This window comes from Bacillus mycoides (assembly GCF_000832605.1).
Taxonomy (GTDB): domain Bacteria; phylum Bacillota; class Bacilli; order Bacillales; family Bacillaceae_G; genus Bacillus_A; species Bacillus_A mycoides.
Window position 1 is genome coordinate 678,267 of record NZ_CP009692.1, and the last position, 21,305, is coordinate 699,571.

The 21,305-nt window shown below is 39.2% G+C and carries 19 protein-coding genes and 1 pseudogene; 19 read left to right on the forward strand and 1 reads right to left on the reverse strand.

Going from position 1 to position 21,305, the window contains the following annotated elements:
* The first annotated feature begins 286 nt into the window (after positions 1–286).
* The 5 genes and pseudogenes from atpG (at position 287) to BG05_RS05350 (ending at position 4,907) form a co-directional block, all read left to right on the forward strand.
* On the forward strand, positions 287–1,147 hold the full coding sequence (atpG, locus tag BG05_RS05330; RefSeq protein WP_002016283.1) for a F0F1 ATP synthase subunit gamma: 861 nt from the start codon (positions 287–289) through the stop codon (positions 1,145–1,147).
* A 123-nt stretch (positions 1,148–1,270) separates the two neighbouring features.
* On the forward strand, positions 1,271–2,680 hold the full coding sequence (gene atpD / locus BG05_RS05335) for a F0F1 ATP synthase subunit beta (RefSeq protein ID WP_002016281.1): 1,410 nt from the start codon (positions 1,271–1,273) through the stop codon (positions 2,678–2,680).
* 20 nt (positions 2,681–2,700) lie between these two features.
* Entirely contained in the window at positions 2,701–3,102 is a 402-nt protein-coding gene (gene atpC / locus BG05_RS05340) for a F0F1 ATP synthase subunit epsilon (RefSeq protein ID WP_002016279.1), read from the forward strand.
* Between the two features lie 317 nt (positions 3,103–3,419).
* Positions 3,420–4,209: pseudogene (locus tag BG05_RS05345) on the forward strand (DUF975 family protein).
* A 44-nt stretch (positions 4,210–4,253) separates the two neighbouring features.
* Positions 4,254–4,907, forward strand: a complete 654-nt coding sequence (locus BG05_RS05350; protein ID WP_002166408.1) for a DUF975 family protein — start codon at positions 4,254–4,256, stop codon at positions 4,905–4,907.
* A gap of 17 nt (positions 4,908–4,924) precedes the next feature.
* On the opposite strand, the gene BG05_RS05355 is transcribed toward BG05_RS05350, so the two are convergent.
* On the reverse strand, positions 4,925–7,654 hold the full coding sequence (locus tag BG05_RS05355; protein ID WP_003192509.1) for an EAL domain-containing protein: 2,730 nt from the start codon (positions 7,652–7,654) through the stop codon (positions 4,925–4,927).
* Between the two features lie 306 nt (positions 7,655–7,960).
* On the opposite strand from BG05_RS05355, the gene nuoA reads away from it, so the two are divergent.
* From nuoA to murA, 14 genes are all read left to right on the forward strand, one after another.
* Positions 7,961–8,329 (forward strand): NADH-quinone oxidoreductase subunit NuoA, encoded by a 369-nt coding sequence (nuoA, locus tag BG05_RS05360; protein ID WP_000179270.1) that lies wholly within the window; start codon positions 7,961–7,963, stop codon positions 8,327–8,329.
* Entirely contained in the window at positions 8,320–8,838 is a 519-nt protein-coding gene (gene nuoB, locus BG05_RS05365; RefSeq protein WP_002089729.1) for an NADH-quinone oxidoreductase subunit NuoB, read from the forward strand. Before nuoA ends, nuoB begins: the two co-directional genes overlap by 10 nt.
* Positions 8,835–10,094, forward strand: coding sequence for an NADH-quinone oxidoreductase subunit C (locus BG05_RS05370; RefSeq protein WP_041867981.1), 1,260 nt, complete (start codon positions 8,835–8,837; stop codon positions 10,092–10,094). The genes nuoB and BG05_RS05370 overlap by 4 nt, the downstream gene beginning before the upstream one ends.
* Before the next feature lie 3 nt (positions 10,095–10,097).
* The gene (nuoD, locus tag BG05_RS05375) at positions 10,098–11,198 is read left to right on the forward strand and encodes an NADH-quinone oxidoreductase subunit NuoD (RefSeq protein ID WP_003192527.1); all 1,101 of its coding nucleotides are present in this window, start codon (positions 10,098–10,100) and stop codon (positions 11,196–11,198) included.
* A complete protein-coding gene (gene nuoH / locus BG05_RS05380; RefSeq protein WP_002068471.1) occupies positions 11,198–12,199 on the forward strand; it encodes an NADH-quinone oxidoreductase subunit NuoH in 1,002 nt (333 codons plus the stop codon). The genes nuoD and nuoH overlap by 1 nt, the downstream gene beginning before the upstream one ends.
* Positions 12,200–12,224: 25 nt before the next feature.
* On the forward strand, positions 12,225–12,644 hold the full coding sequence (gene nuoI, locus BG05_RS05385; protein ID WP_000677191.1) for an NADH-quinone oxidoreductase subunit NuoI: 420 nt from the start codon (positions 12,225–12,227) through the stop codon (positions 12,642–12,644).
* On the forward strand, positions 12,641–13,165 hold the full coding sequence (locus BG05_RS05390; RefSeq protein WP_001012819.1) for an NADH-quinone oxidoreductase subunit J: 525 nt from the start codon (positions 12,641–12,643) through the stop codon (positions 13,163–13,165). The genes nuoI and BG05_RS05390 overlap by 4 nt, the downstream gene beginning before the upstream one ends.
* Positions 13,158–13,472 (forward strand): NADH-quinone oxidoreductase subunit NuoK, encoded by a 315-nt coding sequence (nuoK, locus tag BG05_RS05395; protein WP_000100081.1) that lies wholly within the window; start codon positions 13,158–13,160, stop codon positions 13,470–13,472. The genes BG05_RS05390 and nuoK overlap by 8 nt, the downstream gene beginning before the upstream one ends.
* Positions 13,473–13,501: 29 nt before the next feature.
* A complete protein-coding gene (gene nuoL / locus BG05_RS05400; RefSeq protein ID WP_002184540.1) occupies positions 13,502–15,364 on the forward strand; it encodes an NADH-quinone oxidoreductase subunit L in 1,863 nt (620 codons plus the stop codon).
* The gene (locus BG05_RS05405; RefSeq protein WP_016127625.1) at positions 15,361–16,863 is read left to right on the forward strand and encodes an NADH-quinone oxidoreductase subunit M; all 1,503 of its coding nucleotides are present in this window, start codon (positions 15,361–15,363) and stop codon (positions 16,861–16,863) included. The genes nuoL and BG05_RS05405 overlap by 4 nt, the downstream gene beginning before the upstream one ends.
* A 7-nt stretch (positions 16,864–16,870) precedes the next feature.
* Complete coding sequence (gene nuoN / locus BG05_RS05410) at positions 16,871–18,385, forward strand: NADH-quinone oxidoreductase subunit NuoN (protein WP_016127626.1); 1,515 nt, start codon at positions 16,871–16,873, stop codon at positions 18,383–18,385.
* 215 nt (positions 18,386–18,600) lie between these two features.
* A complete protein-coding gene (locus tag BG05_RS05415; protein WP_016127627.1) occupies positions 18,601–18,837 on the forward strand; it encodes a DUF1146 family protein in 237 nt (78 codons plus the stop codon).
* Positions 18,838–18,888: 51 nt separating this feature from the next.
* The gene (locus tag BG05_RS05420; protein WP_016127628.1) at positions 18,889–19,593 is read left to right on the forward strand and encodes a YwmB family TATA-box binding protein; all 705 of its coding nucleotides are present in this window, start codon (positions 18,889–18,891) and stop codon (positions 19,591–19,593) included.
* A 39-nt stretch (positions 19,594–19,632) separates the two neighbouring features.
* Complete coding sequence (murA, locus tag BG05_RS05425) at positions 19,633–20,937, forward strand: UDP-N-acetylglucosamine 1-carboxyvinyltransferase (RefSeq protein ID WP_002068497.1); 1,305 nt, start codon at positions 19,633–19,635, stop codon at positions 20,935–20,937.
* Positions 20,938–21,305: the final 368 nt, after the last annotated feature.

Consider the following 21,305-nt stretch of genomic DNA (forward strand, 5'->3'; position numbering starts at 1 on the left):
GTTCTTAGACGAAAGGGGCTAGGAGACGGAACTAGATAAATAAAAGCGGAAGCGGCTCGTTCTGAATGTGAGGGGGAAGAAGTGAAGCCACCGAGCATTCAAGCCGCTGGAGCTAGATAATATAAAGGCATCTCAAACTTTGAGATTGCTGACGGTTATGTAAAGGAAAAGAGTAGGTGCACCTATTCTTTTCCTTCAATCATGAGCAAGAATATCTTGCAACGTAGATTAGGAAGAGGATTCTTACTAATCGTGCCAACTTCCGGAAAAAAGGTGGTGAAAACCTGTGGCATCTTTACGCGATATAAAAGCGAAGATTAACTCGACAAAGAAAACGAGTCAAATTACGAAAGCGATGGAGATGGTATCTGCATCTAAGTTAAACCGTGCAGAACAAAATGCTAAATCTTTCGTTCCGTATATGGAAAAGATTCAAGAAGTAGTAGCGAGCATTGCGCAAGGAAGTAAAGGGATTAATCATCCAATGCTAAATGCGCGTCCTGTAAAGCGTACAGGGTACATCGTTATTACATCTGATCGCGGACTAGCAGGTGGTTATAACAGTAACGTATTACGTACAGTAAGTAACGTAATTCGTGAACGTCATAATATGGATTCAAACCAATATTCAATTATTGTGCTTGGACGACTAGGACGTGATTATTTAAAACGTCGCGGCTTTAACATCATTGATGAAGTAGTTGGATTATCTGACCACCCATCATTTACTGATATTAAAGATATTGCTTCTCGAGCAATTGCGATGTTCGCAGATGGTGCTTATGATGAGCTGTATATTTACTACAATCATTATGTAAGTAAAATTTCACAAGAAGTAACGGAAAATAAAATTTTACCGCTTACGGATGTGGCGTCTGATAAACCGACGACAGCTTATGAATTCGAACCTTCTGAAGAAGAAATTTTAAAAGTATTATTGCCACAATACGCAGAAAGCTTAGTGTACGGTGCATTACTAGACGGTAAAGCAAGTGAGCACGCGGCGCGTATGACAGCAATGAAGAGTGCTACAGACAACGCAATGGAAGTTATCGATTCACTTACACTTTCATTCAACCGTGCGCGTCAAGCAGCGATTACGCAAGAAATTACGGAAATCGTTGGTGGAGTAGCAGCGTTAGAATAGTATTAAAAAGCGGAAGCGGCTCGTCCAGAACAGGAGAGTCGCGTAAGCTATAAACTAATAAAAATTAAAAGCCGACTTCTCTTAGAAAGCTGGCTAATTAAAAGAAAGCTAGGAGGGAACCCGATGAATAAAGGGCGCGTTACGCAAATCATGGGTCCGGTTGTAGACGTTAAGTTTGATGGCGGAAAGCTACCAGAAATCTACAACGCCCTTACGGTAAAACAAAGCAACGAAAACGGAGCAAGCATTAACTTAACATTTGAAGTTGCACTTCATTTAGGTGATGACACAGTTCGTACAGTTGCAATGTCTTCCACAGATGGACTTGTTCGTGGCACAGAAGTAGAAGATACTGGTAAAGCAATCTCTGTACCAGTTGGTGATGTAACACTTGGTCGTGTATTTAACGTATTAGGTGATGCAATTGACTTAGATGGTGATGTTCCTGCGGATGTACGTCGTGATCCAATTCACCGTCAAGCGCCTGCATTCGAAGAGTTATCTACTAAAGTAGAAATTCTTGAAACTGGTATTAAAGTAGTAGACTTACTTGCTCCTTACATTAAGGGTGGTAAGATTGGTCTATTCGGTGGTGCCGGCGTAGGTAAAACAGTATTAATTCAGGAATTAATTAATAACATCGCACAAGAGCACGGTGGTATCTCTGTATTCGCTGGTGTAGGTGAGCGTACTCGTGAAGGTAACGACTTATACCACGAAATGAGCGATTCTGGCGTAATTAAGAAAACTGCGATGGTATTCGGACAAATGAACGAGCCACCTGGAGCACGTCAACGTGTTGCATTAACAGGTTTAACAATGGCTGAACATTTCCGTGATGAGCAAGGACAAGACGTACTATTGTTCATCGATAACATCTTCCGTTTCACGCAAGCGGGTTCTGAAGTATCTGCCCTTCTTGGTCGTATGCCATCTGCGGTAGGTTACCAGCCAACACTTGCAACAGAAATGGGTCAATTACAAGAGCGTATTACATCTACAAATAAAGGATCTATCACGTCTATCCAAGCGGTATACGTACCAGCCGATGACTATACGGATCCAGCACCAGCTACAACGTTCGCTCACTTAGATGCAACAACAAACTTAGAGCGTCGTTTAACACAAATGGGTATTTACCCAGCCGTAGATCCATTAGCATCTACATCTCGTGCGCTTTCTCCAGAAATCGTAGGAGAAGAGCATTATGGAGTAGCTCGTCAAGTACAGCAAACTTTACAGCGTTATAAAGAGCTTCAAGATATCATCGCTATCTTAGGTATGGATGAGTTATCTGAAGAAGATAAGTTAGTTGTACATCGTGCTCGTCGTATTCAATTCTTCTTATCACAAAACTTCCACGTAGCTGAACAGTTTACAGGTCAAAAAGGTTCTTACGTACCTGTAAAAAATACAGTTAGTGGTTTCAAAGAAATTCTAGAAGGAAAATATGATGACCTTCCAGAAGATGCGTTCCGTCTTGTTGGTAGCATTGAAGAAGTTATTGAAAACGCGAAGAAAATGATGGCGTAAGGCCTTAGGAGGGACGAATTATGAAGACATTTCCAGTCAGTATTGTAACTCCTGATGGACCGGTTTACGAAAAAGAAGTAGAAATGGTAAGCGTAAAAGCAGAGAGTGGGGAAATGGGGATCTTACCAGGTCACATTCCAACTGTTGCACCTTTAAAAATTAGTGCGGTCCGTCTGAAAAATGGTGGGCACACTGATTATGTAGCAGTAAGCGGTGGCTTTATCGAAGTTCGTCCAGATAAAGTAACTGTGTTATCATCATCTGCTGAAGAAGCAAACCATATCGATATCCATCGTGCAAATGAATCGAAACGTCGCGCTGAGCAACGTATGCAAGATAAACAAGCGCATGTTGACTTTAGACGTGCAGAAATGGCTTTGCAGCGTGCTGTGAACCGTTTAAACGTTTCTGATATGAAGTGAAAAAATCCGTAAGGGCTCTTGCCTTTACGGATTTTTTGTTATGGATATAAATAAAAAGGGGAAAAAAATGCCTCTCTTTAGGTAGGAGAGAGCATTTAGCCGTCAGAGCCTTTTTTTGCCCCATGCCAAGTGAAAATCAAGAAATAAAAAGAACTGCAGGTTCGTTTTTTGTTATGCATAGATGTGTTTTATTTAAATGTCGAGACTGAAACTCAATTTAATAGATAGAATAAACTGACAAAATTGGTATAATTATATTGTTGTTTGTATAAGTAGAGAATATATAACAATTTATATTTCATAAAGGAGATGAACAAATGATCGGTGAAATGAAACGAGAAGCATTGTACTCTTTAAAGGGAAAATGGGGACTAGGTGTTGGATCAACGATTTTACATATTATTTTAAGTTATGTTGTTTCAATGGCTGCAATGCTTATACTTTTAATTCCAGGAATTATTATATTTTTCTTAGTTGTTGGTTTAGCGGGTTCAATTGAAGAGGAAGCGATATCAGTCGGGGCAGGTATTACATTTGGAATTTTTTATTGCATAATGATCATTTTGAGTAATGCATCTTATGGTATTACATCATACGGTTATACGAATGTGTTGCTACAAATTAGTAAACGGGAAGATGCTAGAGTAGATTATTTATTTGAAGGATTTCGTGGCTTTAAAAGAATGATGAAAACAATGTGGGCTATGCTTGCGATTTTGTTATATACAGGTACGTGGATTCCGATGTTGTTACTAGGTGTATTCGCGTTTTTTGGTGAGGAAGGGAATGTATCGTTAACAATTGCTTTCTTTGTACTATTAGCTATTTCGATTGTTGTAATGATTGTGATGTATTTTTCTTATGCGATGACGTATTATGTTATGGTTGAAAATCCAGATTATAGCGTTTCACAGGCGATGAAAGAAAGTAAGTAAGAACTTTATGAAGGGGCATAAACTAGATTTATTTCTTTTATGGCTTAGCTTCATAGGATGGGCTATTTTAGCAATTCTTACTCTTGGAATAGGATTTCTTTGGCTTAGTCCATATGTAGGTACAACGACAGCACATTTTTATCGCTATATTGCAAAAGGTGAATTGCAGTAGGGACGTGCTATACTAATAGAATTATTACGTATAGGAGGTTAAGTATGATTAGTGATTTAAAAGGAGAAGCGCTAGATTCACTGGAAGGAAAATGGGGCTTAGCTGTTGGGGCAACATTACTTATTTCGATTCTTACTTCAGCTTTTAGTTTTAGTATTCAGTTCCTTCTCTCTCAGGTTTGGGAGTGGAAAGAAGTGAATAGCTCACTTTCAATAGATGTTATTACAATATTGCTGGTGGGGCCTTTAACGCTAGGGGGTTATTGTTTAGCACTACATATAATTCGTGAAAAAGAAGCGCGTATTGGGCATATATTTAGATGGTTTACAGAAGGAAGTAAGTTTATAAAGTCATTTTTATTATATATAGTAGTAAACATTTATATTTTCTTATGGTGTTTACTATTTATTATTCCAGGCATTATTAAATCATTTTCTTATGCGATGACGTATTTTATTATAAATGATCATCCTGAGTATTCAATAAATCAAGCTATTACAGAAAGTCGTCGTATGATGGCTGGACATAAGATGGAGTATTTCATTTTATGTTTAAGTTTTATTGGTTGGTTTATATTAAGTTGTATTACATTAGGGATTGGATTTTTATGGTTGATTCCATATTTTTATACAACGACAGCAGCTTTTTACGAAGAGATTGCAGAAGAATATTACGAAAAAAGAATTCCGACACTTTAAAAAACACCCAGTGTGAACTATTGGTTCATACTGGGTGTTTTTTGTAGGAATTTTATAAACTGTTTACTTGTTAGAGGTTTACTGAAATAGTAACCTTGCATGTATTTACAGTTGTTTTTTTGCAGAAACTTAAGCTGTTTTTCTGTTTCAATTCCTTCAGCAACGACAGAGAGATTTAAAGTATTTGCAAGGGAAAGGATAGTGGAAACGATGGCTCTTTCTTCAGGCCGATGATCGGCTAGTTGTGTAAATTCTTTTGGTACTTTTAATGTATCGATAGGGAAAATTGATAAATAAGCAAGAGAAGAGTAGCCGGTACCGAAGTCATCAATGGACGTTTGAATACCATATTCTTTTAATTGCTTTAGTCTCGATAATGTTTCTTTTTCATCAATCATCGCAATTCGTTCTGTTAGTTCAAGTGTTACATCTTTCGGGTCAATTTTAACGTCCTTTAGTATTTGTGAAATATTTTCGATTAATTGATTTTGTTGAAATTCTTTCGCTGATAAATTGACACTCATTTTTAAGTTTGTGTATCCAAAACTTTGCCATATTTTTAGTTGACGACAAGACTCTCGTAGCACCCAATGCCCAAGTGGGATGACCTGCGGAGTCTCTTCCACAATTGGAATGAACTCACATGGTGAAATGTCACCTAATAGTGGATGTTTCCAACGGATTAAAGCTTCGGCACCGATGATTTTATTCGTTGTAATGTCAACTTGTGGTTGATAGACGAGAAAGAATTCTTTATTTACTAAAGCAAGTGGTAAATCTTTTTCAATTCGAGCTTTTCGCTCCATTTTTTTATATAACTCTTTCGTATAAAGTGAGCTACCATTCTTTCCTTTATTTTTGGTTTCGTACATGGCCATATCAGCATGTTGTAAAATAGATAACGGATCTTCGCCTGCTTCTGGGTATATTGCAATCCCGATACTTGGCGAGATTTGTAAATGTTGATTTTCAATTTCGAATGGCTCATTCATAGATAGTACAATCATATCAGCTATTTTTTGTACATCTCTATCTTCTTTATAATCTTCTATAAGAATTGTGAATTCATCCCCAGCTAACCGAGCAAGTTTCATATTTGACGTCGATATTCGTTCTAGTCTTTTTGCTACAGCAATTAAAAGAAGATCTCCTACCCGGTGACCGAGAGTATCGTTAATAACTTTAAAACGGTCTAAATCGAGAAACATAACAGCAAAAGGTCTTTTTGATATTTTTGCTCGTGCAATTGCCTTTTCTAACTGTTGATGAAATGAACGGCGATTCGCAAGTTCCGTTAAGGTATCGTGATATGCTAGGAAATTAATTTGCTCTTGTTGCTGCTTGCTTTCTGTAATATCTTTAATCATTAAATAGGCCCCAGAAATATGTTCCTTTAAAAAGATGGGAACAGCTGTAACATGTAAGTAGTAAATATCTCTATTTTTATGATATGCCCGTATTTCTAAAGAAATAGATTTCCCTTTTTTCACGTGATGAAAGGCAGTAATGATTTCTTCTAAATCTTCTTCATACATAAGTGAATAGTATGGTTGGTTTAATAATTCATTCGTTTGATAACCGAGTAAAGTAGTTCCAGCGTTGTTCACATTGAGAAAATTACCGTACAAATCTAATGTGAAAATTGGATCTGGATGATGCTCGTATAAAGATTTAAACATTTGTTGGTTATGATATAACTCATTTTTTTGTTCTACTAAATCTTCTGTACGTAGTTCGATTTGTTTCTCGAGTTCTAAGCTGAATTGCATTTGTGCTAGCAATAATATTTTATTTTGTCTTCGAACTAACGTATGGCGTATGAGAACGAAGGCGAAAGTTACCATAAGTCCAATTACTACGATAGGTGCAAAAACATTTTCGACCAATATAAAAACAATAAGCATCACGACAGAAATATACGGTAATGATAATCGGATTGATTCACCAAATTGAGGCGTTAGTAATATTTGTTCTTGTTTTTCGGGCTCTTTTGTGTGAAGTATACAAGCGATTGCTACCAATAATAAGGTTACTTGATAGAATGGAGCAACTGTGAACATAGAGTGCTCAGGCTGGAAGTATTTTATATAAGCATAAATAGAATCCGTAGTAGCATACAAAATTAAAGCACTGCCAAGAAGAGCACCAACTTGCTTTGGTAGTAAGGATAATGGTCTGAATAAAAGGTTGATTCCTATTAAAAGAAAGAGTAGATCAGCCATTGGATACGTGAGTTGAACAAACATGTCGATATATGATGTTGTAAAAATATGAATGGTTCTTTCAATAAGTAAATAGTAGCTTAAAGTAAATTGAGCAGTAACAATAATACAAATATCACATATCGTAAAAAGCTGTTCCAATAAATCTCGGCCATAAATAATTTCATATAGAAAGGCAAATGCAAAGCTAATTAAAAATAATAAGTAAAAAAAGTCTGATGGATCAACGAATGTATAGTAGTCATGCAGAATTAAGCGTTGATAAGCAACTACTATATCGCCGATGAAATAAGAGAAGGATCCGATAGTTAATGTTATCCAAAACAAACGAGATAACCCTTGTTTTATATTTGAAAAATAAAATATATAACTGCAAATTGTAATATCAATTAATATGGTACTTATTCCAGTTAATATTTGAAATGGGAGTGCGTACTCATATAAAAAGGACATTGATACGTAATGAATAGCTATATACAACAATGAAATGCTTATAAGAATACTTACATGTGTTTGTTTTTTCATTTATATCACCCACTGTATATACATAAGAACCATCTTTTTTTAGTTTATGTTTTTAATGATTGCTTGAAAACATATAGAATTTCTATATTTATTTTACACATTTATAATGAGTTGTAAAAATAGATTTGCTCAGCAAGTATTAATTGTTGTTTCTGTTCCCAATATATCGACATAGGAATTTGAAGTTTGCTATAATGAATTAAATAGTTGCATTATTTAGAAAAATTTAAAAATAATAAATAATGCAAGTAAGACATATTGTTTACTATGTGAACTTGTTCTTAATTCAGGGGGGAGGGTTTCACAATGGCAAGTGTATATGAAAATAGTTATATGATCGTTTTGATTTTCTTGCTATTAGGTATATTGCTGCCGGTAGTGGCTCTTACATTAGGGAAAATGCTGCGTCCAAACAAACCGAGTGCAGCGAAAGCGACGACGTATGAGAGTGGAATTGAGCCTTTTCATGATGCAAATATTCGGTTTCATGCTCGTTATTACATTTTCGCTTTATTGTTCGTCATCTTTGATGTAGAAACTTTATTTTTATACCCATGGGCTGTTGCATATGACAAGCTTGGTTTATTTGCACTGATTGAAATGCTCATTTTTGTTGTGATGTTGCTAGTTGGATTAGCGTATGCTTGGAAAAAGAAGGTGTTACAATGGTTATAAATTTTGAGGAATTACACCCACAGGAGCGAGCGGAATTAGAAAGGAATATCTTTTTTTCTACATTGGAACAGTTGAAGGGATGGGCGCGGAGCAACTCTTTATGGCCGATGACATTTGGACTGGCATGCTGTGCGATTGAAATGATGGGAGTAGGCTCATCACATTACGATTTAGATCGATTTGGGTCATTTTTTCGGACTTCACCAAGACAATCGGACGTCATGATTGTGTCAGGAACGGTAACGAAGAAAATGGCACCTATTGTTCGGCGCCTATATGATCAAATGCCTGAACCGAAGTGGGTAATTGCGATGGGATCTTGTGCAACGGCCGGTGGTCCGTATGTGAATTCGTATGCTGTTGTGAAAGGTGTAGATCAAATTGTACCAGTTGATGTGTATATTCCTGGATGCCCTCCAAATCCTGCTGCTTTAATTTATGGAATTAATAAATTAAAAGAAAAAATTCGTTACGAGGCGAGGACCGGGAAGCAGGTGACGAATAAATGAGTGATCCAAATAAAGACTTAGAAAGCATGAAAAGAGAAGCAGCCCGTCATGCGAAAGAGGAAGCGCGAAAACGTCTTGCTGCGAAACATGAGGCGGAAATGTCTAAACTTGAAGGAGAACATCGAGAAAAAGAGAAAGCGCTACCAAAAGATAAGGGGATTAATGTAGAAGAAGCGAAACGGCTTGCCGCAGCAGCTGCAAAAGCGAAAGCGGCGGCACTAGCGAAGCAAAAGCGAGAAGGGTCAGAAGAGGTAACGGACGAAAAAAAAGCAAAAGCGAAGGCGAAAGCCGCAGCAGCTGCAAAAGCGAAAGCAGCGGCACTAACGAAGCAAAAGCGAGAAGGGTCAGAAGAAGTAACGGACGAGGAAAAAGTTAAAGCAGAGGCGAAAGCCGCAGCAGCTGCAAAAGCGAAAGCGGCGGCACTAGCGAAGCAAAAGCGAGAAGGGTCAGAAGAGGTAACGGACGAAGAAAAAGCAAAAGCGAAGGCGAAAGCTGCAGCAGCTGCCAAAGCAAAAGCAGCGGTATTAGCGAAGCAAAAGCGAGAAGGATCAGAAGAAGTAACGGACGAAGAAAAAGCCAAAGCGAAGGCAAAGGCTGTAGCAGCTGCAAAAGCAAAAGCAGCAGCGTTAGCGAAGCAGAAAGCCTCACAAGGTGAGGGGGATTCTGGAGATGAGAAAGCAAAGGCAATTGCAGCCGCGAAAGCGAAAGCCGCTGCTGCGGCAAGGGCAAAGGGATCTGTAAATAAGATAGAAGACGAACCGCAGCAGGAAGAACCATCAGTTAACCAACCATATTTAAATCGCTATGTGGAGGTTGTTAAGGAGAGGGTAGGAGGATATGCATTAGTAGATTCCTATATTAATAAGCTTTCAAAAGATGTTCCAACTCTTGTGGCGGAGCCTTCGAAATATTATGAAGTGATGGAATTAATGCGATTCCATGAGGGGCTTGCTTTTGATTATATGTCAGAGCTACATGCGACAGATTTTGTGACACATATGGAAGTATACGTTCATTTATTTTCATATGGAAAGAAACAGTCAGTAGCAGTGAAGGTAAAGCTGGATAGGGAAGCGCCGCAAGTAAAATCGGTGACGCCGCTTTGGAAAGGGGCAGATTGGCCGGAGCGTGAAACGTATGATTTGCTCGGTATTGTATTTGAAGGTCATCCTAATTTATCTCGCATTTTAATGCCGGATGATTGGGTGGGGTATCCGCTTAGGAAGGATTATGAACCGTATGATGTGGAGGTGTAGCTTGTGATCCGTACGGAAGAGATGCTCTTAAATGTAGGGCCGCAGCATCCGAGTACACATGGTGTGTTTCGGCTTGTGATTAAGATTGACGGGGAAATTATTAAAGAGGCTACACCGGTTATCGGATATTTACATCGCGGAACAGAAAAGATAGCTGAGAGCTTGCAATATACACAAATTATCCCGTATACAGATCGAATGGACTATTTATCAGCAATGACGAATAATTACGTCCTTTGCCACGCTGTAGAGACGATGATGGATCTTGAGATTCCAGAGCGTGCTGAATATTTACGGGTGCTTGCGATGGAGCTTGGGAGAGTTGCGAGCCATCTCGTCTGGTGGGGAACGAACCTGCTTGATATAGGAGCGGTTAGTCCATTTTTATATGCCTTTCGTGAACGAGAGATGATTATAAATTTATTAAGTGAATTGTGCGGTGCAAGGCTTACTTTCAACTATATGAGAGTCGGCGGCGTGAAGTGGGATGCGCCAGACGGCTGGATTGAAAAGGTGAAAGAGTTTGTTCCGTATATGAGAGAGCAGTTGGAAGGGTATCACGACCTTGTTAGCGGAAATGAAATTTTCTTAAATCGTGTGAAAGGCGTTGGCGTATATAGCGCGGAAGAGGCGATCTCGTATTCTTTAAGCGGCGCAAATTTACGGTGCACGGGAGTCCACTGGGATCTTCGCAAAGATGAGCCGTATTCTATTTATGATCGTTTTGACTTTGATATTCCTGTTGGGATCTCGGGAGATGCTTGGGATCGCTACGTTTGCCGGATGAAGGAAATTGAGGAGTCATTAAAAATTATTGAGCAAGCAGCCGAGCAGTTCCCGAAAGACGGCGCTGTGCTGGCGAAAGTGCCGAAAATTATTAAAGCACCTAAGGGAGAAGCGTTCGTCCGTATAGAGTCACCGCGGGGAGAGATTGGCTGTTATATTGCTAGTGATGGAAAGAAAGAGCCGTACCGCTTGAAATTTCGCAGACCGTCTTTTTATAATTTGCAAATCTTACCGAAGTTATTGAAAGGTGAAAACATCGCCAATTTAATTACGATTTTAGGTGGGGTTGATATTGTACTTGGGGAGGTTGACGGCTAATGATTGAGACGCTCTTACAATCACCTTCAAGCTGGACGAATTTCTTCATTTTTTTCGGATTAGCGGTGCTTCTATTATTTGCAGTCCTTGGCTTCGTTACATACGGTATTTTGGCAGAACGGAAAGTGATGGGATTTATGCAAGGGCGGATTGGACCAAACCAAGTTGGGGGCCGGTTCGGTTTACTCCAAACGGTAGCTGATGTTTTGAAATTATTATTAAAAGAAGATAGTATTCCGAAAGCTGCAGATAAACCGTTGTTTATATTAGCGCCTGTTATTGCATTCGCACCAGCATTTATGGTGCTTGCGGTTATCCCGTTTACTGATAAATTTCAGTTCGCGGATATTGGCGTAGGGTTACTGTATTACATTGCTGTCTCTGGGATTACGACGATCGGAGTTGTAACTGGGGGATGGGCATCAAATAATAAATATTCCCTTTTAGGAGGGATGCGTGCGGCAGCGCAAATGATTTCTTATGAGATTCCACTTGTGATGAGTGTAATTGGCGTCGTTTTGTTAGCTGGTAGTCTTAACTTGAATGAAATTGTAGCGGCGCAGGAAAAGGTATGGTACATTTTCGCACAGCCAATCGGTTTCGTCATTTTCTTAATCGCGGCAGTTGCAGAGTTAAATAGGACACCGTTTGATTTACCCGAAGCGGAGTCAGAACTTGTTTCAGGATACCATACGGAATACTCAGGTTTTCGCTGGGCGTTTTTCATGCTTTCAGAGTATGTGTATTTCTTCGGGATGTCATCTTTAATTACAGTACTCTTTTTAGGAGGCTGGAATCCAGTTATGTTCCTTGGGTTTATTCCAGGAGCCGTATGGTTTGCTTTGAAATTCAGCAGTGTGGTCTTTCTATTGATTTGGTTCCGCGTTACGTTCCCGCGCATAAGAGGTGACCAGTTAATGGAGTTTGGTTGGAAAGTATTATTACCAATCGCACTTGCAAATATTTTCTTAACGGCATTGATTAAGGAGCTATTCTTCTAATCTATAAAGGGGGTGCCAGTAAGAGATGAAAGGACTATTTAAAGGGTTAAAATATACGCTTAGTAATTTGAGTAAGAAAAAGGTGACGTATGATTATCCAAATCAACCGTTGCCATTACCAGACCGATTTCGAGGTATTCAAAAGTTTTATCCAGAGAAATGTATTGTTTGTAATCAGTGTTCCAACATTTGTCCGACAGATTGCATTCAATTAACAGGAAAAAAACATCCTGATCCTACGAAAAAAGGGAAAATTATCGACACGTATGATATTAATTTTGAAATTTGTATTCTTTGCGATTTATGTACAGAAGTTTGCCCGACAGAGGCGATTGTAATGACAAATAACTTTGAACTTGCAGAGTATTCACGTGATGATTTATTTAAAAATTTGCAGTGGCTTGACGAGAACGACGAGAACGTCAGGAAGGAGAATAAAGCATGAACGGCGAGTTTGTAGCTTTCTTTATATTATCCTTGTCTGCGATTATCGGCGGTGTTCTTATGCTGAATTTAACGAAAGTAATGCATATGATGCTGGCCCTTGTGCTTACGTTCCTTAGCATTGCGGGTTTGTACTTTCTCTTATCAGCCGAATTTATCGGAGTGGCACAAATTTTACTTTACTCTGGTGCAATCACTATTATTATGATTTTTGGTATTATGTTAACGAAACATAACGCGGAAAATGAATCGCGCCTTACTCTTCGAAAATGGATTATCTTCTTTGCGGTTGTAGCATTTGGAGCAGTTATGTATTTCGCTGTTAATAGTATCGATTTTTCAAATCAAAGCACACAAGGAAGTTTACCTCTCCATGAAAATAACACACTTCAAATCGGTACACTTCTCTATTCAAAATATATTATTCCATTCGAATTAACCTCAGTTATTTTACTTGTAGCACTTGTAGGAGCGATTATCCTTGCGAAGAAGGATGAGGGAGAGGAGGATTCCCATGAGTAGCGTTCCGGCTTCTGCGTATTTAACACTTGCGATTATTTTGTTTTGCATCGGCTTATTTGGAGCTTTAACAAAGCGAAATACAGTAATTGTACTAGTTTGTATCGAATTGATGTTAAACGCCGCCAATTTAAATCTAGTAGCGTTTAGTAAATTAGGCTTGTTTCCGAATTTAACAGGACAAATTTTTTCGCTGTTTACGATGTCTGTAGCGGCAGCGGAGGCAGCGGTAGGTCTTGCAATTTTGATTGCTTTGTACCGTAATCGCCCGACAGTTCATGTAGATGAGATGGATACGCTCAAAGGATAGCATTGTGACCGAAAAGGGGGAAGGAAACAATGATCGATTATGCATGGCTCATACCGCTTTTCCCGCTTGTTTCGTTTTTGTTACTTATTGTGTTCGGGAAGAAAATTAGAGAGGGAAGTAGTGTACTAGGTATTTTCTTTACCTTTCTCTCCTTTATATCCGCGGTAGTGGTACTAATAGAACGATTTTCATCCGAGGCAGTGAAGCATAAGTGGGTATGGCTTAGGGTAGGAGATATAGATATATCATTTGGTTTTGAAGTTACCGCATTAGGGGCTTTAATGTTGTTTATCGTTACACTTGTGAGTTTTCTTGTACATGTGTACTCAAAAGGTTATATGAAAGGTGACACCAGATTACCAACCTTTTATGCATATTTAGGGCTCTTTACCTTTGCGATGCTTGGGCTAGTTATATCGACGAATTTATTACAGCTTTATATATTTTGGGAGTTAGTCGGCCTTGGTTCGTTTTTACTTATCGGTTTTTATTTCTTTAAAGAAGAAGCGAAGGCTGCTGCGAAAAAGGCTTTTATTATGACACGCATTGGGGATGTTGGGCTATTTACTGGGATGATATTAATTTTTTGGCACGCAGGTAGTTTTGAATATGACGCGATTTTTAAAGCGATTCATACGGGCGACCTCTCTCCTTCTATGATTACAATAACGGCGATATTAATTTTTATCGGTGCGATGGGGAAATCGGGTCAGTTCCCGCTTCATACATGGTTGCCAGATGCAATGGAAGGACCGACGCCTGTTTCGGCGCTTATTCACGCGGCAACGATGGTTGCAGCCGGTGTATATTTAGTAGCGACGATGTTCCCGCTATTTTCAGCAAGTGCGGTAGCGATGCAAACTGTGGCAATCGTTGGGGCTTTCACCGCAATCTTTGCGGCCTCTATCGGTCTAGTGCAAACTGATATTAAGAGGGTTCTTGCTTACTCTACAGTTAGTCAGCTCGGGTATATGATGCTTGCGCTAGGCTCGGCTGGTTATGTAGCTGGTATCTTTCACTTAACGACACACGCCTTTTTTAAAGCATTATTGTTCCTGGCAGCAGGAAGTGTAATTCATGCAGTCCATACGCAAAACATTAATAAAATGGGCGGTTTACAGAAAAAGATGAAAGTAACCGGTGCACTATTTTTAATAGGCACACTTGCAATTAGTGGTGTTCCCCTTCTTTCCGGATTTTTTAGTAAAGATGAAATTTTAGCGGCGGCTTGGATGAATGGCAATTACTTTCTATTCGTTTTAGCAGTAATTGCGGCATTTCTAACAGCATTTTATATGTTCCGTCTATATTTTCTTGTCTTTACGGGGGAAACGAAGACGAAGGAAGAGGTGCATGAATCGCCTCGCACCATGACGTATCCGATGATTGTCCTTGGTGTCCTTGCGGTAGTGGCAGGTTATATAAATACACCGTGGTTCGGAACGTTTCTTGGGGATTGGCTTACGAAAGATATAGGATTCCAGGTGAAGGAAGTGCATGGACCTGTTTGGATTATGGTTGTTGCGACGCTCGTTTCATTTGCGGGAATTGCCCTCGCATATTTCATATATGGCAAGAAATCTATCTCTAGAGATTGGGCCGGTGGAGAAGGGACGTCTCTTTATAACCTTTTGAAAGAAAAATATTATGTGGATGAACTATACAATGCGACGGTGCTTCCTATTACGAAAGGAATCGCTCATGTGCTTCGCTTATTTGAAGTATACGTTGTAGAAGGAATCGCAGTTTTAATTGCTGGACTCGTTAAAGGTATGAGTGGACTAGGATCACGGCTTCAAAACGGGAATGTACAAGTGTATGGAACTGTAACAGCAGTTTCGCTCGCAGTGCTCCTAATTATTTTGTTATATACGGGAGGGGATTTACGGTGAATGGATTGCTATTAACGTTCTTCATTTTTTCCCCGCTTTTAGGAATTCTCTTGCTTTTATTAACGCCGAAACGAGAATCGCGTACAGTGCAGGCGCTTGGTTTATTCGGAACGGCGCTTCCATTTGGAATTGCTATCGTCCTTGCTTGTACATACGCTTCAGGAAAGAGCTTATCGATATTTGATGAAAAAGTGAAATGGATTAAATTTGGGGATTTCACAGCAGTGGACAAAAGGTGGTTTTCAATTTATTACGAGCTCGGCATTGATGGTTTATCGCTTGTAATGATGTTGCTCACAGCCCTTCTAGCGATGCTTGCAGCTATTGCGGCATTTTCTATTAAAAGAAATTTGAAAGCATTCTACATGCTGTTACTCATGTTAGAAATAGGTATGCTCGGTGTCTTTGCTGCTCAAAATTTAATGTTGTTCTTCATGTTCTTTGAGATTACGTTGCCACCAATGTTTTTATTAATTGGCAAGTGGGGGAAATTGTCGAGTGAAAAGGCTGCATATAGTTATTTAATATATAACGGTATTGGATCAGCTATTTTACTTATCGTTTTCTCGGTTTTATTTGCGAAAACAGGTACGACAAATATTGCGGAGCTTAAAGAAATATTAACGAGTGTAGGTGCTGGGGGAGGAATGGCCGTTTCAAGTAACTTACAGTTCGGCTTGTTTCTTTCCATAATGATTGCTTTCGCGATTAAACTCCCTGTTTTCCCTTTGCATCGCTGGATGGTCAATGTACACATAGAAGCGCATCCTGCTGTAGTTATGCTTCATGCGGGGGTTTTGCTGAAGATTGGTGCGTACGGTATTGTTCGCTTCGGGAAAGGGCTATTCCCAGAATATTTTCGTGAGTTTGCAACGCTAATCGCAATTTTAGGGGTAATTAATTTATTGTATGGGGCCTTTCTAGCACTCATCCAAACGGACTTTAGAAAGGTACTTGCTTACTCTAGTATTTCGCATATGGGCATTGTATTAATGGGGCTTGCGGCGTTAAATGCACCAGGTACACAAGGGGCGCTATTCCAAGTTGTGTCTCACGGTTTAATTGCAGCCTTGCTCTTCTTCTTACTTGGCATCATTGAAGAGCGTTTCGGGACGTCGGATATTACAGAACTTGGTGGACTCGCAAAAAGTGTTCCAGTGCTTAGCGGCTTCTTCTTGGCGGGAGGTATGGCATCGCTTGGAATGCCAGGGATGTCCGGATTTATTAGCGAATTTCTTGCCTTTCTCGGTTTATTCCAAGGGAAACCGGTTATCGCCGCCGCGGGTGTACTTGGAATTATTTTAACCGCTGTATACGTATTAAGAGCGATACTTCAAGTGACATTTGGTAAGAAAGAATGGGAAGCGAAATCTGATATACACGGATGGGAGTACGTCCCTGTTATAGTGCTTATCATTTGTATTATTGCAATTGGAGTAATGCCAGAACTACTAGGGGATCCGCTTCAAACTACATTGAAAACATTGGGGGTGAAGTAGGATGGATATGAACACATTACTTAGCTTATCATGGCATCTCATGGTACCAGAATTCATTATTCTCGGGGCTGCCATCCTTCTTTCCATATGTGATTTGTTTTTTAAGTTGAACCATAGGTACGTAGCGATTAGTGCAATTGCCGCTGTCTTGTTAGCGATAGTGTCATTAATTTCGCTATACAGCGAACCGGCAGGAGATATTTTAAATGGATCGTTTGTGCTAGATGGATTTTCAAAAGGGTTTAAAACGTTGTTGTTAGGCGGAGCAGCTCTCGTTTTATGTATGGCAATGAGCGATGACAAGAAGGAGCCTATTCAAGACAAAGGAGAATATTATTACTTGTTTTTAATGGCGCTCCTAGGAGCGATGTTCATGGCTTCTAGCGTTGATTTCATCACACTATTCGTCGGTTTAGAACTGCTCTCGCTTTCTTCGTATATTCTAGTAGGAATCCGAAAGAGAAACCGCGCATCAAATGAGGCAGCGATGAAATACGTCATTAACGGAGGAATTGGAACAGCAATTACGCTCTTTGGAATGAGCTACTTATATGGTATTACAGGGTCGACCAACATAGTGGAAATGCAAAAGGCATTTACGCAAGAGCTGGCTGGTGGCATTCAATTATTGTTAGCTCTTGCATTTCTACTACTGCTCGTTGGACTCTCGTTCAAAATTGCAACAGTGCCGTTTCATATGTGGGCACCAGATGTATATGAGGGAGCCGCTACACCTGTCGCTGCCTTTCTTGGAACAATTTCTAAAATTTCCGGTTTTTTACTCATTACGCGTTTGTTTCTTATGGTGTTTGCAGGTGTGGCAATCCAAGGAGACGCACAATCTTTATACGGGCGTATGAGCATATACATTGCGGTGCTAGCGAGTATTACGATGATTGTTGGGAACGTAGTAGCATTAAAGCAATACAACGTAAAACGTCTATTTGCCTATTCAGGTATCGCGCATGCTGGATATTTGCTAGTCCCCCTTGTAGCGCTATCGCAGTTTACGATGGATAGTATGTGGTTTTATATGCTTGCATATATGCTTATGAATATAGGAGCATTTGCAATCATCCACGGATTAATCTTACAAAATGATAAGGAAAATATGACGATTTTCACAGGGTTATATAAGCGGTCCCCCTTTACAGCTATAGTGATGACGGTCTTTATTTTATCATTAGCTGGAATACCCGGGACAGCAGGTTTCATCGGGAAAATTAACATCTTTTTAGGGGCACTTCATGTTGAACCTGCTCATTACGTATTAGCTTCTATTATGATGGGGACAACAGTTATTTCATTCGTATATTACTTCCGGATATTACAGCAAATGTTTTTCCGCACGGGAGAGACAGAAGAAAAGCTTCGGTTACCGTTAAATATAAAGATTGTCATGAGTCTTTGCGCAATTTCAATTGTAATACTAGGGATTATGCCGATGATTGGTTACAATTTCTTCTATGAATATTTTCCATTAATGAAAGATTTCTTCTTCTTAGGGAACGTGGTACAATAGTAAAAATAAAGGGTGTAGAGTCCGTACTCTACGCTTTTTATTTTGGAGTAACAGCAAATGAAAACACCTATAGGTATATGTTTTTTAACAGAAAATTAAGATGTAAAATGTAAGATGCTTATTTGCGTGTGAAAAAGTGTGGCTCCTACTTATTTATGGTATCGTTTTTTACATTTTGCGTAAGTAGTAGCCAAGCAAAAAAAGGGGTCGATTTTTTGGCACATCTTTTAGGGCAACAAGCACTGATTGCCATTGTTTCACATTTATTATTTATTACCATTACGTGGTGGGCCTTACAAGGTATTCACATTGAGCGCTTAATGAAGTCTGGAAAAGTGCTGCAGACGAGAGTATTACTCATCCTAATTACAATTACAATTGGGACATCTGTAAGTAACTTTTTCCTTGATTATTTAGGCTATTCAAAGAGTTTAACGTATTTAGTAAAGTAAGTGTATAGAACCTCATATCTCCGTTAACAATGGGGATAGGAGGGGATGAAATTGAAGTTTAAAGCCATTCTTATCGTTATCGTAAGTGTTGTTTTATTTTTGGTTGGATATAAAGAGATGAAACCTATAAGCGATGAACAGAAAATGGAGAGCATGATTGCAGCTTTAGAGAAGAACGATGCAAAAGTAGAGCGGTGGTCATGGTTAGCGCGAGAAACGAAAACAATTTCTAATATACATACGTTTCAAAAACTGTTAAATGATGTGAAGGAAGAGGCAAACATCGAAAGTTGGGAATTAGAACAATCTCCAGATGGATATAAGGCTACATCCTATAAAAAATCTTCTTCACATGAAGAACGAATAGTAGTAACTTGGAGTAAGGAAAATACTAAAGAAAACACTTTTATTATTTTTGAAGTGAGCGGGGCGAAATGGGACCCGAAGTACGTTCAGAACATAGATGAAATTTTAAGTGAAAAACCTATAATTTACACTTGTGTTCAAGGTGTACTGAATGATAAGATTGAAGGTGTTTTGCAAAATAAAACCAATCAGGTTTTGAAAGATCTTTCAGCAAGAGCGATCGAACAGATAGAAGAAAGAGCATTTGTATCAGTCTCCGCATATAATAAAAAGTGGAATGACGCTCTTTCAACAAATAGAGAGAAAATAAATGTGCAAATAGCAATACGTTCTACAAACAACAAAGATACAATTGTGGTTGGCACACCGATCATAACTTCTGAGTATTGAGTGAATAGATACTGAAAAAAGGACACGGAGGGGAATAATTTGGAAAAGATCATCGTCCGTGGCGGAAAGCGGTTAAGCGGCACAGTGCGTGTTGAGGGCGCAAAAAATGCTGTATTACCTATAATCGCTGCAGCCCTATTAGCGAGTGACGGAAAGAATGTACTATCTGAAGTACCAGTATTATCTGATGTATACACAATTAACGAGGTATTACGTCATTTAAATGCTGAAGTCGTATTTGAAAATAACCAAGTAACAATCGATTCTTCTAAAGAATTAAACATTGAAGCACCATTTGAGTATGTACGTAAGATGCGTGCATCTGTTCAAGTAATGGGACCATTATTAGCACGTAACGGTCGTGCTCGTATTGCACTTCCTGGTGGATGTGCAATTGGTTCACGTCCAATTGACCAACATTTAAAAGGCTTTGAAGCAATGGGAGCGAAAGTAAAAGTTGGTAACGGATTTGTTGAGGCACACGTAGAGGGCGAACTAAAAGGAGCTAAAATTTATTTAGACTTCCCAAGCGTAGGCGCGACAGAAAACATTATGTCTGCAGCTACATTAGCAAAAGGGACAACAGTCCTTGAAAACGCAGCGAAAGAGCCAGAAATCGTTGACTTAGCTAACTTCTTAAATGCAATGGGTGCGAAAGTACGCGGAGCTGGAACTGGAACGATTCGTATTGAAGGCGTTGAAAAATTATATGGTGCAAACCACCCTATTATTCCTGACCGTATTGAAGCAGGAACATTCATGGTTGCAGCGGCAATTACAGGTGGAGACATCTTAATTGAAAATGCTGTGCCTGAACATTTACGCTCAATTACAGCGAAAATGGAAGAAATGGGTGTTAAAATTATTGAGGAAAATGAAGGTGTACGTGTTATCGGCCCAGATAAGTTAAAAGCGGTTGATATTAAAACTATGCCTCATCCAGGTTTCCCAACAGACATGCAATCACAAATGATGGCATTATTACTACATGCTGATGGAACAAGTATGATTACAGAAACGGTATTCGAAAACCGCTTTATGCACGTTGAAGAATTCCGTCGTATGAATGCTGATATTAAAATCGAAGGTCGTTCTGTAATTATGAACGGTCCAAGTAGCCTGCAAGGTGCTGAAGTAGGCGCAACTGATTTACGTGCTGCAGCAGCATTAATCTTAGCTGGTTTAGTATCAGAAGGTTATACTCGTGTAACAGAGTTAAAACATCTTGACCGCGGTTATGTAGACTTCCATAAGAAATTAGCTGCATTAGGTGCAACTATTGAACGTGTAAACGAAAAAGTAGAAGAAGTGAAAGAACAAGAAGTTTCTGATCTTCACGCTTAATTGAAGTAGTCTCTATGTCTTTTGACATAGGGGCTATTTTTTTTTGGGTTATTACTGTTATAGTCAATAAATTCTATACTTATGCACGTCTCAGTAAAAATATTTAGAAAATTTTCGTTTTTATCCTGCTATTTGTGGTCAGTAAGATCCCTGCCTCATTAAAGTTTCAATTTATCCCGCTATTTGCGGGCAGTAAAACTCCCACCTCAAAATTCGGCTGGAGCAAAGAAGTTATGTGGGAGCCCTGCTGCCCGTAAACGCCCGATTGGTGAAGGCTAATAATCAGTGGGGGATGAACAAAACCCCCACTGATTATAGTTTCACTTTATACCGATACCCCCAAGTATGTTCTAAAAGATCCCGTAGTT

Coding starts and splice junctions, on each gene's coding strand:
- atpD (WP_002016281.1), top strand. CDS start 1,271: ATGAATAAAGGGCGCGTTACGCAAATCATGGGTCCGGTTGTAGACGTT.
- atpC (WP_002016279.1), top strand. CDS start 2,701: ATGAAGACATTTCCAGTCAGTATTGTAACTCCTGATGGACCGGTTTAC.
- BG05_RS05350 (WP_002166408.1), top strand. CDS start 4,254: ATGATTAGTGATTTAAAAGGAGAAGCGCTAGATTCACTGGAAGGAAAA.
- BG05_RS05355 (WP_003192509.1), bottom strand. CDS start 7,654: ATGAAAAAACAAACACATGTAAGTATTCTTATAAGCATTTCATTGTTG.
- nuoA (WP_000179270.1), top strand. CDS start 7,961: ATGGCAAGTGTATATGAAAATAGTTATATGATCGTTTTGATTTTCTTG.
- nuoB (WP_002089729.1), top strand. CDS start 8,320: ATGGTTATAAATTTTGAGGAATTACACCCACAGGAGCGAGCGGAATTA.
- BG05_RS05370 (WP_041867981.1), top strand. CDS start 8,835: ATGAGTGATCCAAATAAAGACTTAGAAAGCATGAAAAGAGAAGCAGCC.
- nuoH (WP_002068471.1), top strand. CDS start 11,198: ATGATTGAGACGCTCTTACAATCACCTTCAAGCTGGACGAATTTCTTC.
- nuoI (WP_000677191.1), top strand. CDS start 12,225: ATGAAAGGACTATTTAAAGGGTTAAAATATACGCTTAGTAATTTGAGT.
- BG05_RS05390 (WP_001012819.1), top strand. CDS start 12,641: ATGAACGGCGAGTTTGTAGCTTTCTTTATATTATCCTTGTCTGCGATT.
- nuoK (WP_000100081.1), top strand. CDS start 13,158: ATGAGTAGCGTTCCGGCTTCTGCGTATTTAACACTTGCGATTATTTTG.
- nuoL (WP_002184540.1), top strand. CDS start 13,502: ATGATCGATTATGCATGGCTCATACCGCTTTTCCCGCTTGTTTCGTTT.
- nuoN (WP_016127626.1), top strand. CDS start 16,871: ATGAACACATTACTTAGCTTATCATGGCATCTCATGGTACCAGAATTC.